This is a genomic window from Rosistilla carotiformis (genome assembly GCF_007753095.1).
Classification (GTDB): domain Bacteria; phylum Planctomycetota; class Planctomycetia; order Pirellulales; family Pirellulaceae; genus Rosistilla; species Rosistilla carotiformis.
This window is the reverse complement of the sequence record NZ_CP036348.1, coordinates 3,087,445-3,105,736: the sequence shown is the minus strand read 5'-3', so window position 1 is coordinate 3,105,736 and position 18,292 is coordinate 3,087,445. Positions and strand designations below refer to the sequence as shown.

Annotated in this window: 1 protein-coding gene; it reads left to right on the top strand. The window is 56.2% G+C overall.

The window, feature by feature from the left end; translation table 11 throughout:
* Window positions 1-277 precede the first annotated feature (277 nt).
* Window positions 278-18,064 (top strand): Calx-beta domain-containing protein, encoded by a 17,787-nt coding sequence (locus Poly24_RS11330; RefSeq protein WP_197452501.1) that lies wholly within the window; start codon window positions 278-280, stop codon window positions 18,062-18,064.
* Window positions 18,065-18,292 lie beyond the last annotated feature (228 nt).

Here is an 18,292-nt window from a genome sequence, read left to right as displayed (position 1 = left end):
GGTTACCAGGCGGCCTCCATGCGGCAGCTTTAACGATAATCCGAATTTTGTGGTTTTTGCGGCAAAGAAATCCGCCAATACCTTTTGAGGAGGGTTACCGGTACGCGTAACGATGCCACTGCGTCGGCACGCGGAAAAGGAAAAGCCTACAGAACGACAATGACGGAATCCAAGCGGCACAGCACACGGTTAGAAAAGCGATCCGATGAGTCAGGCACGAATAAAACGTTCAAGCAAGCGAAACAATAAGTCACAATTGGCGCCGAAGCGACGACGAATGCTCGCCGAACAACTGGAAGATCGGCGGATGCTGGCGACAGTGGTTTGGGACGGTGGTGGCGACGACGCTTTCTGGTCGACGCCCGCCAACTGGACCAATAACGTTGCGCCTGTTTCAGGTGACCAACTTGAATTTCCTAGCGGTGCGGCTCGATTAGCGAACACGAACAACTTCGCCACCGGTACAGCTTTCGATTCGATCGTCTTCACTGACGCCGGCTACACCCTCACCGGCAACAGTATTGGACTGGCCAATGGGATCGACAACCAGTCTGCCGGCACAAACACGTTTAACGTACCACTGGAATTGACCGGCTCTCAGACGATTCAGACAGATGGTGCACTGGACATTCAGGGAACGATCGATCTTGGCACTCACACGCTCACGCTGAACGATGAGACGATTCCCGGCATGATGAGTCTTTCAGGCATGATTAGTGGCAGTGGCGGCATCACCAAGACAGGATCCGTTTCGCGAGTCCGGCTACTTGGCGACAATACCTACTCGGGAATCACTCAAATCCTTGAAGGGACGATCGACATTTTTCACGACGAAGCCCTCGGTGCAGCGTCGGGTGCCACCAGCCTGTCTTCCGGCGCGACCCTCGTCCTCAACGGAGTCACAACCGCAGAACCCTTTAATATTGGGAGTGCCACAATTACCGGATTTGGCACGTTAAGTGGCCCAACCACAATTTTGGCGAACAGCCCAACGTTCCTTTCGCAATCCAATCATGTGCTGACAGTTTCTGGCAACATCACCGACAACGGCGCCGGACACGAAGTCAGATTGCGCCCCTTTGGTGCGGACAGTTCCGTTGTGCTCTCGGGAACTGGAGCGTGGTCCGGCCAGACATCGGTAAGTGGAAGCGGGACTCTGCGGCTGAATGCCGCGGATGCAATTCCCGATGCCAGTCGTCTTTTCATCGGATCCGACAGCCCCACCATCGTTCTGGATGGTTTCGACGAAACGATCGGTTCGCTGCACGGAACCGTTGGCGAGATTGATCTTGGAACACGAACGCTGACAACCGGTGGCAACGAGTTGAGCGATGACTTTGGTGGCCTCATCAGTGGTAGTGGTGGTCTGACGAAGATCGGGACAGGCACGCAGACATTGAGTGGCAGCAACACCTATTCAGGGGCGACATCTATCAATGCGGGGACTCTTTACGACAGCGGGGGTTTTGGCGGTGCCATCCCCAATGGCAGCGCGGTGGCGATTGCGTCCGGTGCGACTCTCAGCCTGGATCCAGACATAGGCTTCGATGGAATTGGTTCACTGGCTGGTGAAGGTGACGTTGTTCTCAACGGATCTGTCAGTCTGCAAAATGGAGGCGACGGCCAATCAACAGCCTTCAGCGGTGTCATCCGTGGTGGCGGTCATCTGACACAGAATGGCTCTGGGACTCTGACTCTGAGCGGTGTCAACAGCTACACCGGTGGCACTGGGATCAGTGCTGGCTCAATCCGAATTGGCGCGTCCGGTGCAATTCCAGACGTGGGCGAAGTCGCTGTTAACTCCGGCACCACACTGGACCTCAACGGCTTCGATGAAACAATTGGTCGACTGCGTGGTCAGAACGGAGGCGGAGAGATCGCGTTGGGCGGTGGTACGCTGACGACGGGTGATGCAAGCAGTTCCACTTACAATGGTGTGATCAGCGGCACTGGCGGTTTAGTGAAGCAGGGTTCAGGTATATTCACGCTGTCAGGAGCGAATACGTACACCGGAGTCACCACGGTTCAAAGTGGACGTCTGAATATGGACGGTAGCCTTGCCGATGGACCTGCGGCAAGTGATGTCGTCGTCGCCTCCGGCGCAACTCTCGGCGGTTCAGGAACAGTTAACGGTGCGGTGCAATTGAATAGCACCGCCATGCTGAGTCCAGGCAGCAGTCCTGGCAGACTTACTACGGGCGATCTCCGACTTACATCCGGTTCAACGTTCTTCGTCGAAATTGACGGGGCAACCGCCAGCACCGAGTATGACCAAATTGTTGCCAATGGCACGGTGGATCTGGGTGGTGCCACGTTGGATGCCGCGCGAACCTATGCGGCACTGCTAACCGACACGTTTCTGATCATCGACAACGTTGGCTCTGACAGTGTCACCGGAACTTTCAACGGCCTTGTAGAGGGAGGTGTCGTTGCCATCGACGGCACGAACTTTCAGATTTCCTACCTTGGAGGCGACGGCAACGACGTCACACTGACTCCAATGCCAAACGTCGTGAAGGGTGCGAAATTTGAAGACCTGAATGCGAATGGGGTTCGCGATCCTGGTGAGCCTGGTTTGGCGGGCTGGACAATCTTTGTCGATACCAATGGCAATCGTGTGCTCGATACCGGAGAAATCAGCGACACAACTGACAGCGATGGCGTTTACACGATTAGCAATGTTCCCGCAGGATCGGTTGATATCGTCGAAGTCGGTAAATCCGGCTGGGTCGCCAGTCTGCCAGCACCGGTGGCTGCCAGTCTCGTCGAACCGAATCCGCCGATTCTGGCGCGCACCGGCATTTCGAATACTACATTGAGTGGCGATATCACCGCAGACACGACGTTGACAAAAGCGGCTGGGCCTTACTTGATCACCACCCCCGTCACCATTTCGGGTAGTGTAACTCTGACTGTCGAACCCGGTGCAGAAGTGTTATTCGCTCCGGGTGCACAGTTGGTTGTTGAGGGCGAGTTGTCAGCTGTCGGTACGAGCGCCGCCCCGATTCTGTTTACATCATCCGCAGCCACGCCGGCCAAAGGGGACTGGAATGGAATTGATATACGCAATACGCAGGGGGGGCATGTGGTACTGGAGTTTGTGACGCTGGAATATAGCAGTACTGGGATTCAGGTCGAATGTTGCAGCACCACATCCCCTGCCGTGATCTCGGACAGCGTTTTCCGCCATAACCAGTCGGGCGTCGGCGGCTATTCCGGTGCAAAGGTTATCATTGAACGCACCGTCTTCGACAGCAACACTTACGGCGTTTCGAGTGTCGACAAGCAAATCACAGATTCATTATTCGCCAACAACGCGATAGGTATTCGTGACGGCGGACGGACGACTGTCTGGACGAGCACATTTCGCAACAACACCATCGGAATCACCGGTGCGTCGGACATGTCGGTGTATTATTCCCGGATTACAAATAATGCGACAGGAGTGGAAGCATCGTTCTATGCTGGCCCCCGACTGTACAATAACGAGATCAGTAACAACGATATCGGAGCGATCCTGGGCAGTGGCCGCAACGACGCGATTACGGTTGAAGGGAATTCATTTCATGACAACACAACGCTCAACCTGAAAACCTTCGGCACCAACAACAAAGTCGCAGCGAACAATTACTGGGGTGTGACCGACAGCGCCGGCATCAACGCAACCATTGAGGATGCTCGAGAGGACATTGGTCTCGGGCTCGTTTCCTACGAACCCATTCTTACTGCCGCGCCAGAGGTGACACCATTGCTTGCGGGGAGTCTTCCAGTAAGCGTGTCACGTGGGGAAACCCTTTCGAACGTTGACTTTGGCAATTATCAACTAACGACGGTCAGCGGTGTTAAGTTCGATGACATTAACGGCGACGGCATCAAAGACGCAGGCGAATCTGGCCTCGAGGGTTGGACGATTTACATCGACACCAACGACAACGGCCAATTGGACAACTTCGAACACCGAGTCGCGACCGCTTCCGATGGGACCTACGCCTTTACGAACCTAACCCCAGGCTCCTATCGGCTCCGCGAAGTCGGACGCGCTGGCTGGATCAACACCCTTCCAGCAACCGGGTTTGTCGACCTCTCCACCACCAGCGGGTCCACGATAACCGATATCGACTTCGGCAATCATGAAACCGATCGTCCCGCTCCCGTCGAAATTCATGGCGTCAAATTTAATGATCTTGATGCCGACGGCATTCAGGATGCCGGAGAGCCAGGACTGTCGGACTGGACAATTTTCTTAGATCTCAACAACAATCGGCAAAAAGATACCGGCGAGCCCAGTACCACCACGGCCGATGACGGCAGCTACAGCTTTACCAATCTAGCGGCGGGAACCTATTCCGTTGGCGAAGTGCCACAGGCCAGCTGGCAGCAGTCGTTTCCAGCGTTGGAAACTCCGGCACCTCCGGCGGCACCGGCAACGACGACCATCGATCACGCAACGATCTCCACCGCCACAACGGTAAATGGTGCGCTATTTGAAGACACAACATGGAGCCTCGCCGATTCTCCGGTTCGCGTGACTGGCGATGTTTTGGTCTTTCCCGATACGACGCTCTCCATCGATCCGGGCGTCGTGGTGCTGTTTGATTCCGGAACCCGCCTGACAGTCCGTGGCCACCTAGATGCCGTCGGTACCGACGCCGCTCCCATCCTGCTGACCAGTTCGTCGGCGACTCCGGCGATGAACGACTGGAACGGCATTCAGCTGGAAAACACGATCGGCGGCACAGCGGAACTGGGCTTCGTCGCACTGGAGTACGCCAATACTGCGTTCCAGGTTTCATGCTGCACCAATTCGATCATTCCAGCCACCATTTCGGACAGCACGTTCCGGCACAACTCGCTTGTCTTCGGCGGCTATTCTGGCGGAGACGTCGAAGTCTTCCGTTCGTTGTTTGAAAACAACACGACCGTTTCGGGCGGTGCGGACCGCACGTTCTACGATTCCATTTTCCGCAACAACGTCACTGCGTTATACGATGCCGACCGGCATACGATCGTCAACAGCCTTTTCGAGAACAACGACGTGGCGATCAGTGCACACGCCAGCACCCTGGTGGAATACTCGACGATTACCGGCAACCGGATCGGCGTGACGGCGCCCGCTTACAACGGCCCCAACCTGCGATACAACAATATCACAGCGAACGAAATCGGCATTGAATTGACAGCGCAATTCTCCACCGCGATCGCGACAAACAACATCTTCGACAACGCCGTCTTCAACGCCCAGAACCTCTCTGTCAATGATCGCAACCTAGCAGGCAACTACTGGGGAACCCAATCGGCACTTGAAATTGCGAATTCCGTTCACGACAGCGCTGATGACGGTTCCGTGGGAACCGTGACGGTTGATCCTTATTCGCTTCAGGAACTCGATGCCACTCCACCCGAGGTTGGATTCCATTCACTGACACTGGGATCCGGTGAGATCGCCGTTGACGCGAACTTCGGGAATTTCCAAAAGATTACCGCTTCGTTTTCCGACACGACGGCATCGGCTGACGAGGACGCGGGTGTCGTGCAAATTGTGGCTCAGCTTGCCCAGCCGCTGCCGTTTGATACGACGGTGCCAGTCACGTTCTCTGGCACGGCCGATCTGAATTTCGACTATTTCGCATCGGACCCGAACTTCTTTTTCCCTGCAGGTAGCACTACGGGTACGTTAACTTTAGCTATCGACGATGACCTTCGATTCGAGGGGGCGAACACCGTCGTCCTAACGATGCAGCCTGGCGTTGGTGTTGCGCCAGGCGGGACGCCAGTTCACACGCTGACCATCAACGACAACGACGCAATCCCCGAATTGTCGTTCTTTACATTGGGCGTTACCGCCGCGGAAGATGCGGGTCCGATCGTGATTGAGGCACGAATTCTGGCCGAATCCGAAGTGGATATCCGGGTACCGATTCTGTTGTCGGGTACTGCAACCAACGAAGCGGATGACTCCAACGATGCGGACTACGCCATCGTCGCCACTCCGGAGATTTTGATCCCTGCCGGTTCGCTTCGCGGGTCGATCCCGCTGACGATCATTGACGATACAAGGCCGGAATTGACGGAGCGTATCGTAGCGGAATTCGGAACGCCGGTGGGAGCAACGCTTTCTACCGCCGTCGGTGATCCGCTGACGCACGTAATTACGATCCCACAGAATGACGTCCCCAATGTTAGTTTTACTGCGAGCCAAGGTAGTTTTAGCGAAAACGGCGGACAGCTTGCGGCGACGGTGCGACTATCGGAACCACATGTACTTCCGGTAACCGTCCCTTACACTCTTGTGAACGGCCTCGAGGTAACAGCTGGCGATTACAGCGTCTCGCCAATAGGGTCGATTGTGATCGCTGCCGGAGAGACGGAGGGCGTTATCACCCTGACGGGCCAGGATGACATCATCGACGAAAACAACGAGAACGTCACCCTACGGCTAGGAGAACCAACAAATGCCGTCCTGGGTACCACACGCTCATTTGTGGGCACCATCATCGACGACGATACATCAATTTTAGAGTTTTCGTCGAGCGGAACCACGGTTTGGGAAAATGCAGGTCCGCAGACGGTAACACTGACGCTAACCCCCCCGTCGGCAACGGATGTTACCGTACTGCTCTACACAACGGGCGTGAAGTCGACGGGCAGTTCACGCGACTTCGATATTAGCACGACCTCGATCACGTTCACTGCTGGACAGACAAGCAAGACCCTCACGGTCGATCCTTATGCTGACTCCCATAACGAAGGTGACGAGTACGGCTACGTAAGAATCGCCAATTCCGACGGCGTGAAAATTGGAAACCAAGATTATTTTCGGCTCAAGATCCGCGACGATGATCCTTACGTCTACATGGGTGAAGGTTCCAGCATCAGTGAGCGAAACCAAACCAGCACGTCGATTACGATGCGGCTGACAGCCTCATCAAACCGTACCGTCACGGTTCCGCTCTCCTATGCGGGCTCTTCCGCGGGTCGCAACAGAGATTTTACAGGACCATCAAGCGTAACGTTCAGCCCCGGCCAAACCAGCAAGACATTCACAATCAAAGCCAAGAACGACAGCATTGATGAATACACCGAAAAAGTTAAAGTCAGCATCGCCCCCCCCACCAATGCTACGACATCATCGAAACTTAAAAGGTCAGAAACCGTTAGCGTTTATGACGACGACGCCCAGCCAGTTGCTTCGTTTAAGGTGACATCGTATGAGCGGAAAGAAGGCCAGGGGGCATGGGTGGAGGTCCGGCTTTCCAGGGCAAGTGGCAAAACGATCACCGTGCCGATTGGGATTTCAAGATACTCGACCGCAACCACCAGCGACCATAATTTCCGCAACAGGACACTGACCTTTAAGCCGGGAGAGACGATCAAGTCCTTCCAGGTCCGAATCACAAATGACAGCCGCAGCGAGAACAGGGAAAGGTTGTTGCTGTTCCTCTCAAGTAATACAAAGAATGCCGTAACCGACAAATCGAGAAACCTATTCTCCGTTTACATCGTTCCAAGTGATGCCTGCCGAGTCTTGTCTTCCAGTTCAAGTAACGCGGAGACGGTTTCCGGCACGCTGGCCGTGAACCCAAGGATCAATTTGAAAACGATTGGCGATTGTCGCTCTGGGTTCGGAAGCTCGATCAATCTGTCGCAGATCCCCGTCTCCGACCGCATTTTCAACGGACAATTAGCGGTCAATGGAGGATATGTCGTCGATGGCACGGCCTTCTTCGATGCCAATTTCAATGGAATCGTCGATTATCTCGACTTGAATGACAATGGTATTCAGGACGAAGGTGAGCCCTCCGAACCGGTCACGACAACCCTGCAGGACGGAAGCTTTTCCCTTGACATCGATTCTGCTTTTGATGTGGATGGCAACGAGACCCTCGATCGCGATGAAGGCCGCTTCGTTCTAATCGGTGGCACCGATGGGGCAACGCAACTGCCATTCGTCGGCCAGTTCTCGTCCGTACCCGGACAGTTACTGCTCAGTTCGATCTCGTCGACGATTCAGCATCTCACACAACTGGGATTTGATATTCCACAGGCAAGCGAGCGCGTGGTTCAGGCGATGGGAATGCCTGACGGCATGGAACTCGACACGCTGGACCTGTTTGAGGCGACGATGGATGGCAATGCGGATGCTGCAGTCGGATATGCACGTTCCGCCGAACTGTTCAATGCCACCGTCGACGCGGCAAGCCTGTTCTCCGCCGCGCCTGGCGCTCCGCCTTCGAATTTGCTTGTTGATCTGGCCTACGCTGAGATCGCTTTGCGCATCCAGGATGCTGGTTCAGAAATCGACTTGGCGAATGAATCCACCGTACGTTCGTTGCTTGAAGGAATCGGATTCCGTACCGGCATCACACTCTCGGCCGACGTGATTGATGGTGCAGCTTCATTGATCGCACGCGGTAATTTGAAGATCCGCGACCTACCCGTCGCCACGGACGCCGCATTTGTCGAAGACATCGTGCGGGTGGAAGCATGGATGCAGGGTGCTCTGGCTACGGACTTGCAAGCCGTTGCTGGCGGTTCGACGGATATCGCGACCGTGCTTGCGGCCTATGCGGGCGCGGCCCTTGACACGGCTGTCGCCAATACGCCCGTTGGAGACATCGAAGTTCCCGTCATCTTTGTGAACGATGTCGTAAAGACCGAAGGCGACGACGGGACGACATCCTTTGACTTCACCGTCTCGCTGACCTCTGCGTCAAAATTCCCTGTCTCGGTTGATTACCAGACGAACGACGATACGGCGGAGGCTGCCGATGGCGACTATACGCCAACCAGTGGCACGTTGAACTGGGCTCCAGGTGAATCGGGCGAGCAAACGGTCAGCGTTGTCGTTAGCGGCGACGAGGTTGCCGAAGCGGACGAAAGGTTTCTGCTGAACCTATTCGACGCCGAAAACGCCATCGTGCGCCGCGAGGTTGGAGCGGGCTTTATCATCAACGACGATGCCGTCGATTATACGGCGACGCATCTTGCCGATCAGACCGAGAATCAGTTTGTCGTCGCACTAAGTGAAGAGGACGTGTTTGTAATCGAAGATGACGTGGAGGTCTTTGGTGGATTCCAGGCCGAGCCATGGCAGGCATTGCTCACGGGACAAGACGATATCGATGATACGCTATTCCTCGACTTCTCCGCAGGAACTTATCGAAGCGACACGATCACGTTCGATGGCGGAGGAGGCACAGGATTCGATTCGGCAATTGTCAGCGGTGGAGATTTCGACACCGTCACCGTATCGCTCACCAATGCCACCGACGGCCAGACGGTATTCGACCCCGCTGACAGTGTTGAAACCGTCACGCTGAACTGGCTGGGACTCGAACCATTTACGTTCAACTCCGTGATCGCCGACATGGTCTTTGAATTGCCAGCAGGCGTGACTTCAGCAGTGTTGGAAGACATGGATCCAACCGATCTTGTCAGCCCTGGCGTGATGCGACTCTACAGCCCCAATAGCGATTTCGAAGAACAGATCTTTCCGAATCCATCGGGATCACTGACCATTCGTGGAGGTGACGGCACCGACACGATTTCGATTGCATCGCTGGACCCGGCGTTCACAGGGGCACTGAACGTGGATGCGGATTTCCTAGGATCCGACGATGTTAACGTGGCCGTCGACGGGGCAATCAATGCAATTGCAGACTTCGCTGTCGAAGCGACTTCAATCACTGTGAATCAGCCGATTACTTTGACCGATTTCGATGTCCGCTTGGCAGCATCAGGGGATTTGATTCTGAACAGTCCCATTGAGTCGACGAATCGCAACGTCGAATTGTCTTCGGGAACGACGACATCGGTTAGCTCGAACATTACGGGGAACATCGTACTAAGTTCAGGCACGTTCGATTTAAGCAATGGAGACAATCTTATTGGGCAAGTCTCGATCCAAGACGGAGCGACAGTAGCGGGTGGCGACATGATTCACGGAAACGTCCACGTCGCATCGGGAGGAACGCTTGCCGGAAACCAAACGGTCACTGGACTCATCACCGTTGCCGATGGCGGAACGCTGAGTCCCGGAGCTGTCAGTCCGAGTGGAATTGGTACGATCCAGGCCTCGGCCGTGAAACTTCTGCCGGGTTCCCTGTACCACGTGGATATTCTCTGGACTGACTCTGGCTTCTCAGACAAAATTATTACCAGTGCGATGTCCAACCAGGATGGCAAACTCTCGGTCACACTTACCGGATCCCCGGATGCAGGAGAAACGTTTCAGATCATTGACATTCGCAGTGACGCCGGAGCGGACGAGACAGGGACGGTGTTCCAGGGACTCAGCGAGGGAGCGATTTTCGCGACCGAAGCATCGTTATTCCAAATCAGCTACGGTGGTGACGCCGCGAACTACACTCTAACTGCGGTTGCCGCAAACACCGTCACCGGCACAACACCCTCGCTGGCCGCGGGCGTTATCGCTGCGGGTACCACGGAACTGACGATCGATTTCAGCCGCGCGGTCGACGCGAGTGCGGGAACGGCTCCGTATGTGTTGCAGTCGGTGGGACCGGATGGATTGCTGGGCAATGACGACGATCTGTTCATTGACATCGATTCGGCCACCTACGACGGCGATTCGGTGACGCTCGCATTCGCTGCACTGCCCGAGAGTGTGTACCGGCTGACAATCGATCCATTTGCCGGGATTGCTGCCATTCAGGTCCAGGTCGATGAACAAACCGGTGTCGTCAATGACCTGCAAGGAGAGATTGATGTGTTGTCCGTGCTCGAAGCGGATCTGACGGGGCAGATCGACCAGGCCGAAAGCGAGCTTTTTGTCACCCAGAACACGATCCCGATTGTCGAAGGCGAAATGAACGACCTTCAGACGCAGCAGCAGGATGTGCAGTCCTTGATATCGGACCAGCTGCAGCAACTGGATATCAAACAGCTGGAGCTGGACGACGCGATAACGAACAACGCACCGCAGCCAGAAATTGATCGCCTGCAAACGGAACTGAGCGATCTGCAGTCGGTTCTGGATGATTTGCTCGGGCAGGACGCCGTGCTGCAGTCTCAGATCGACGACAAGCAAACGGAGCTGGCAAATCTTCAGCAACGGGCGAATTACCTGCAAAACCAAATCCATCAACTGATCCCGCTTCGAGATGAGGCCATTGACCGGCGATTCGACATGGAGTCTCAGCTGCCAGCAGAACAGACGCAGCTCGACCTGCTGCAGCAACAACTAGCCAACACTCCGCCGCTCGGCGGTCCCGGCGGCGATCCAATCGACGGAGACGGTGATGGTGTTGCGGGAGGTGACTTTGTCGCGGATTTTGTGGTCGATGGTTCGGGTGATGTAGGATTGGATCCAGCGTTTGGAAACGCTGGAGCGGTGACGACCGAATTCTTTCACAATGCCTCCTCCTCGGACCAGGCCCAGAGTTTGGTATTGCAACCGGATGGAAAGATGGTAGTTGCTGGGGACTATGGCTTGGTGCGATACAACCCAAATGGATCGAAGGACATATCTTTCGGATACAACGGGGTTGTGACTTTCAGGGGGTACGCGACGAGCGTGGCGTTGCAGAGCGACGGGAAGATCGTGGTCGCGGGGTACAGCTACAACGGTAGCAACAATGACTTTGCAGTCGCGCGGTACAACGCCGACGGGACGCCCGATACGACCTTTGACAGCGACGGGATTCTGACCGCCGCCATCGTCGGCTCTTCAAACGACTACGCACGGAGCGTAGCGGTGCAGAGCGACGGGAAGATCGTGGTCGCGGGGTCCAGCTACAACGGTAGCAACGATGACTTTGCTGTCGCGCGGTACAACGCCGACGGGACGCCCGATACGACCTTTGACAGCGACGGCGTACTAACCACTGGCATCGGCTCGCAAAGCGACGGCGCACAGAGCGTGGCGGTGCAGAGCGACGGGAAGATCGTGGTCGCGGGGACCAGCTACAACGGTAGCAACTATGACTTTGCAGTCGCGCGGTACAACGCCGACGGGACGCCCGATACGACTTTTGACAGCGACGGGATTCTGACCACCGCAATCGGCTCGCAAAGCGACGGCGCACAGAGCGTGGCGGTGCAGAGCGACGGGAAGATCGTGGTCGCGGGGTCCAGCTACAACGGTAGCTACCAGGACTTTGCGGTCGCGCGGTACAACGCCGACGGGACGCCCGATACGACCTTTGACAGCGACGGCGTACTAACCACTGCCATCGGCGCTTCACACGACGCCGCACAGAGCGTGGCGGTGCAGAGCGACGGGAAGATCGTGGTCGCGGGGACCCGCTACAACGGTAGCAACGAGGAATTTGCGGTCGCGCGATACAACGCCGACGGGACGCCCGATACGACCTTTGACAGCGACGGGATTCTGACCACCGCCATCGGCTCTTCAAACGACCAAGCACAGAGCGTGGCGGTGCAGAGCGACGGGAAGATCGTGGTCGCGGGGTCCAGCTACAACGGTAGCAACGAGGACTTTGCGGTCGCGCGATACAACGCCGACGGAACACTCGATACGACCTTTGGCAACGACGGGATACTGACCACAGCAATCGGCTCGTCAAGCGACGTCGCACAGAGCGTGGTGGTGCAGAGCGACGGGAAGATCGTGGTCGCGGGGTCCAGCTACAACGGTAGCAACGAGGAATTTGCGGTCGCTCGATACAACGCCGACGGGACACTCGATACGACCTTTGACAGCGACGGGATTCTGACCACCGCAATCGGCTCGTCAAGCGACCAAGCACAGAGCGTGGCGGTGCAGAGCGACGGGAAGATCGTGGTCGCGGGGACCAGCTACAACGGTAGCAACTATGATTTTGCAGTCGCGCGGTACAACGCCGACGGGACACTCGATACGACCTTTGACAGCGACGGCGTACTAACCACTGCCATCGGCTCTTCACGCGACTACGGACAGAGCGTGGTGGTGCAGAGCGACGGGAAGATCGTGGTCGCGGGGTACAGCGACAACGGTAGCAACTATGATTTTGCAGTCGCGCGGTACAACGCCGACGGGACGCCCGATACGACCTTTAGCAACGACGGGATACTGACCACCGCAATCGGCTCGTCAAGCGCCTACGCACGGAGCGTGGCGGTGCAGAGCGACGGGAAGATCGTGGTCGCGGGGTACAGCGACAACGGTAGCAACTATGATTTTGCGGTCGCGCGGTACAACGCCGACGGGACGCCCGATACGACCTTTGACAGCGACGGCGTACTAACCACTGCCATCGGCGCTTCACACGACGCCGCACAGAGCGTGGTGGTGCAGAGCGATGGGAAGATCGTGGTCGCGGGGTACAGCTACAACGGTAGCAGCTATGACTTTGCTGTCGTGCGGTACAACGCCGACGGGTCGCCCGATACATCCTTTGACAGCGATGGCGTAATGACCACCGCCATCGGCTCTTCAAACGACATTGCACAGAGCGTGGCGGTGCAGAGCGACGGGAAGATCGTGGTCGCGGGGTACAGCTACAACGGTAGCAACTATGACTTTGCAGTGATCCGTATCAGTTCGGGAACCACCGCGGTGGGGTTGATGTCTGCAAGCGGAAGGCACTGGGACGTTGATGGGGGTGGCCATGGAACGGGGCAACTTTTAGAGGGGACGGATAGCGTATTTGACGGAATCAACCGATTGCAAATTGGTGGAGTGGACTTTGCTCCGACTGCGTCAGCCACGTTCGACGATGCCCGCCAAACCGTGGTGACCGATTCAACGGACTTCGCTGGACTAAACGCCTTTCGCGAGATTACCGTTCCATCAATCGGCAGCGACGACTTTGCGCAAACGATCGAAGTACTCGAAAACACAACGGGGGCTGATATCACGACGACCGTTCGCATCGTTGGTAACCTCGGTTCGGACGGGGCCACCGAGGTCTTCGGAACTTCCAGCGGCGATACCGCTGTCGAAGTTACCGATCAGTGGATCGGAACCGACGACTCCGATGAAAGCGGTTCGCCAGCGATCGTGCATTTCATCCATGGCCCCGGCGGCCTGTTGCCATCGAGCGTTGATGTAATCGATGACAACATCGTCTGGAAATTTGTCGTGACCGTGCCCGCTCATGAAACGGTGCGTCTGATGACGCTGACGATTCTTGCCGATGCTCGCGAAGATGCAGTCGCGGCGGCCGAGAACCTCGTTACCGCTGCTGGTTTTGGTGGCCAAGCCGCCGCCTTCTTGACGCCGGAGGAGCGTGATTCGCTGGCCAACTTCCAATTCCAGGCCGATGTCGAATTCAGCGCCGCCGCCGCCTCGGATCTCGAAGCCACTGGCAGCAACCTGCCCAAATTGCTGGTCGATGGCGTTATCAGTGAAGATCAGACTATCGACGTCACGATCACCGGTGGATCCGCAGATGTTGGCGACGACTTTACCTTGACCACCAGCGTCACGATTCCCGCCGGCACCTACGATGGCACACTCGATTCGGCGATCGATGTCCCTATTATCATCACGGATGAAAGCATCGTCGAACTCGACGAAACCATCGAACTGACCCTCGCCAATCCAAGTGCCGGCCTCCGGATCGAGGATGCCGACGGTGATTCGACAATTCAAGGTACCCATACCTACACGATCACCAACGACGATGCGGCCAGCTTCACAATCGAAGCGGTTACTGTCAACGAAGGCGATACGGCGACGTTTACCGTCTCCCTAGATCATCCGATCGATACCGACGTGATCGTCGACATCGACTTCACCGATGGAACGGCATCGGCCGCCGACGACGCAAGCGCTCCTCAGATCGTGACGTTTGCCGCTGGTACGACCACCGCCCAGACATTCACCGTTGCTACAACGGAAGAAGACTTGGTCGAATTGACCGAGACCTTTACTGCAGCACTCAGCACGTCGACAGAATTGGGCTCGCGCACCGTAACCGCCAGCGATAGTGCCACCGGTACGATTATCGATGACGATGCGGCCAGCTTCACGATCGAATCAGTCACGGTCAATGAAGGCGAAACGGCGACGTTTACAGTTTCGTTGGACCATCCGATCGATACCGACGTGATCGTCGACATCGACTTCACAAATGGAACGGCATCGGCCGCCGACTACGCAAGCGCTGCTCAGATCGTGACGTTTGCCGCCGGCACGACCACAGCCCAGACATTCACCGTTGCCACGACGGAAGAGGACTTGGTCGAACTGACCGAAGCGTTTACTGCAGCACTCAGCACATCGACAGAATTCGGCTCGCGCACCGCAACCGCCAGCGATAGTGCCACCGGTACGATTATCGATGACGATGCCGCCAGCTTTACAATCGAATCGGTTACTGTCAACGAAGGCGATACGGCGACGTTTACCGTCTCCCTAGATCATCCGATCGATACCGACGTGATCGTCGACATCGACTTCACAAATGGAACGGCATCGGCCGCCGACTACGCCAGCGGTGCTCAGATCGTGACGTTTGCCGCCGGTACGACCACCGCCCAGACATTCACCGTTGCTACGACGGAAGAAGACTTGGTCGAATTGACCGAATCCTTTACTGCAGCACTCAGCACATCGACAGAATTCGGCTCGCGCACCGTAACCGCCAGCGATAGTGCCACGGGTACGATTATCGATGACGATGCCGCCAGCTTTACGATCGAAGCGGTTACTGTCAACGAAGGCGAAACGGCGAAGTTTACCGTCTCCCTAGATCATCCGATCGATACCGACGTGATCGTCGACATCGACTTCACAAATGGAACGGCATCGGCCGCCGACTACGCAAGCGCTCCTCAGATCGTGACGTTTGCCGCCGGTACGACCACAGCCCAGACATTCACCGTTGCTACGACGGAAGAGGACTTGGTCGAATTGACCGAAGCGTTTACTGCAGCACTCAGCACGGCGACGGACTTGGGCTCGCGCAACGTGACCGCCAGTGATAGTGCCACGGGTACGATTATCGATGACGATACCGCCAGCTTCACAATCGAATCGGTCACGGTCAACGAAGGCGATACGGCGACGTTTACCGTCTCCCTAGATCATCCAATCGATACCGACGTGATCGTCGACATCGACTTCACCGATGGCACGGCAACCGCTGCCGACTACGCAAGCGCTCCTCAGATCGTGACGTTTGCCGCCGGTACGACCACAGCCCAGACATTCACCGTTGCTACGACGGAAGAGGACTTGGTCGAATTGACCGAGACCTTTACTGCAGCACTCAGCACGTCGACAGAATTGGGCTCGCGCAACGCGACCGCCAGCGATAGTGCCACCGGTACGATTATCGATGACGATGCGGCCAGCTTCACAATCGAAGCGGTCACGATCAACGAAGGCGAAACGGCAACGTTTACCGTTTCGTTGGATCATCCGATCGATACCCAAGTTGTTTTGGATATCCACCTCAACGATGGTACGGCTACGGGGGGCGTTGATTTTGATGACGCGTTAGTGCAGTTGACGTTTGATCCGTCGAGTATCACGGCTCAGACGTTTGACGTGGCAATCATGGAAGATGCCATCGATGAAATGGACGAGGACTACGGTCTCTTGTTGGATACGTCGACCGACCTGGGGACAAGATCGGTTACGTTCGGAACGGCAACCGGTACGATATTGGATGATGACGAAGCGGGATTTGTAATTTCCCCCGTGGACGGGCTCTACGTCACTGAAGCGGGCGGCACTTCCACGGTTACAATCCAACTCACATCCGAACCGACGGCCGAAGTGACCGTGCAGTTCTCGAGCACCGACGCGACCGAAGGTTTGCTGTCGATCGACGGTGTCAAATACGCGGCGACAGCGAGTTTGACGTTTGACGCCAGCAACTGGGACCAACCTCAGTCCATTGCGATCCAAGGACAGGACGATGATCGTGGCGATGGCACCATCGAATTTGCAATTCAATCCGATGTGTCGAGCGACGATCCCTTTTACGATGCTTTCCCCGTCGCGGATCTCCCTGTCATCAGCCTCGATGATGAACCGGTCATTTCATTTTCTCACTTACTCGATGGATACGCTGTCGTCGATTTGACCGACGTCACCCCCGATGGGATCGTCATCTTCGCTTGGGGCACGGAGCCTGGTTCCACCTTCCTTCCCCAATTTGGGGTCACGCTGGACATCGCCAACCCCACGCTCATTTCGCTAGCCGAAGGGGGAATCGATGGCACAACGTCCGGTGTCATTCCAGTACCGTTTACGATGGAAGGGGATGAATTTTGGTTCCAGGCATTCGAAATTGCCCCCAATCCGCAAGTCTCCAACGTCCTCCCCCTGAACATCGTCGGCTCGCCCGTTGTGGTCACCGCGAACAATCTGGCTCCCGAACCGACGGCAGAACTGCCAAACTTCACAGCCACCGTCGACAAGCCGTTCGACTTCGACATCGTCGACGATCCGTTTGTCGATCCCGATTCGGACACCTCACTGTTCTACAACGCGCGGCAAAGCGACGGTTCGGCGCTTCCCGAATGGCTCACCTTTGATCCGAATCGCCTCGCCTTCCACAGCGATTCGATTCCCGAATCGGGACAGTGGTCGATCACGGTCACGGCAACCGACAACGGATCGCCGGTTCGTTACTCGAGCACGACGTTTGTTCTGCAAGCCGTCGCCGACCGCAGCGTATGGCAGAATGAATCCAATTCTCGAGATGTCAACGGCGACGATCGGGTTGAGCCGATCGATGCGTTGCTGATTCTGAATCGGTTGAATCGTTCCAACGATCCGTTGCTATCGCACCAACGCGTCGACGGAGCGTCAATGCTTGACGTCAATGGCGATCAACGTGTTACGCCAGTCGATGCGTTGCAGGTGATCAATTGGTTGAATAAGCAGAACGCATACGTGGCAGCGGAATTACCACCATCGTCCCAGCTTCCATCGAAACAGGACGAAGAGAATGATGAAGTTGTCTCCGCGGATGCATTGGATGGGAACCTGTATCCCGACAACGCGCCAACCATCAGGATCGACGCTCCGCATGCGACCACGCCTGTAGACCGTCTGCCATCGAACAACGAGCTCGAAGACTCTGAATCGTTGAGCGAATACGAGGAGACTGTCGACTCAATCTTCGCGGAAGAGTTCTAAGATCCGGTTATCCCATCAACCAGGCGTTTGGCACGGAATGCGAGCTCGATGGATGGCGTTTCCACACAGCCAACGCAAACATGGACGCTGACATGCAAGACAACGTTGGGCGACTTTCGTCGACGTTGTTGGCTTGGCAAACTCGCCCCCTGATTCCAAAAGCACTTGCTGCGTCGCGCTACACGACCGATGCGGCGTTCGCGCCGTCGATGAATTTTCTTGCGAAAC

What these genes read in the sequence shown, in the direction of transcription:
- Poly24_RS11330 (WP_197452501.1), top strand. Translation starts at nt 278, where the DNA reads ATGCTCGCCGAACAACTGGAAGATCGGCGGATGCTGGCGACAGTGGTT.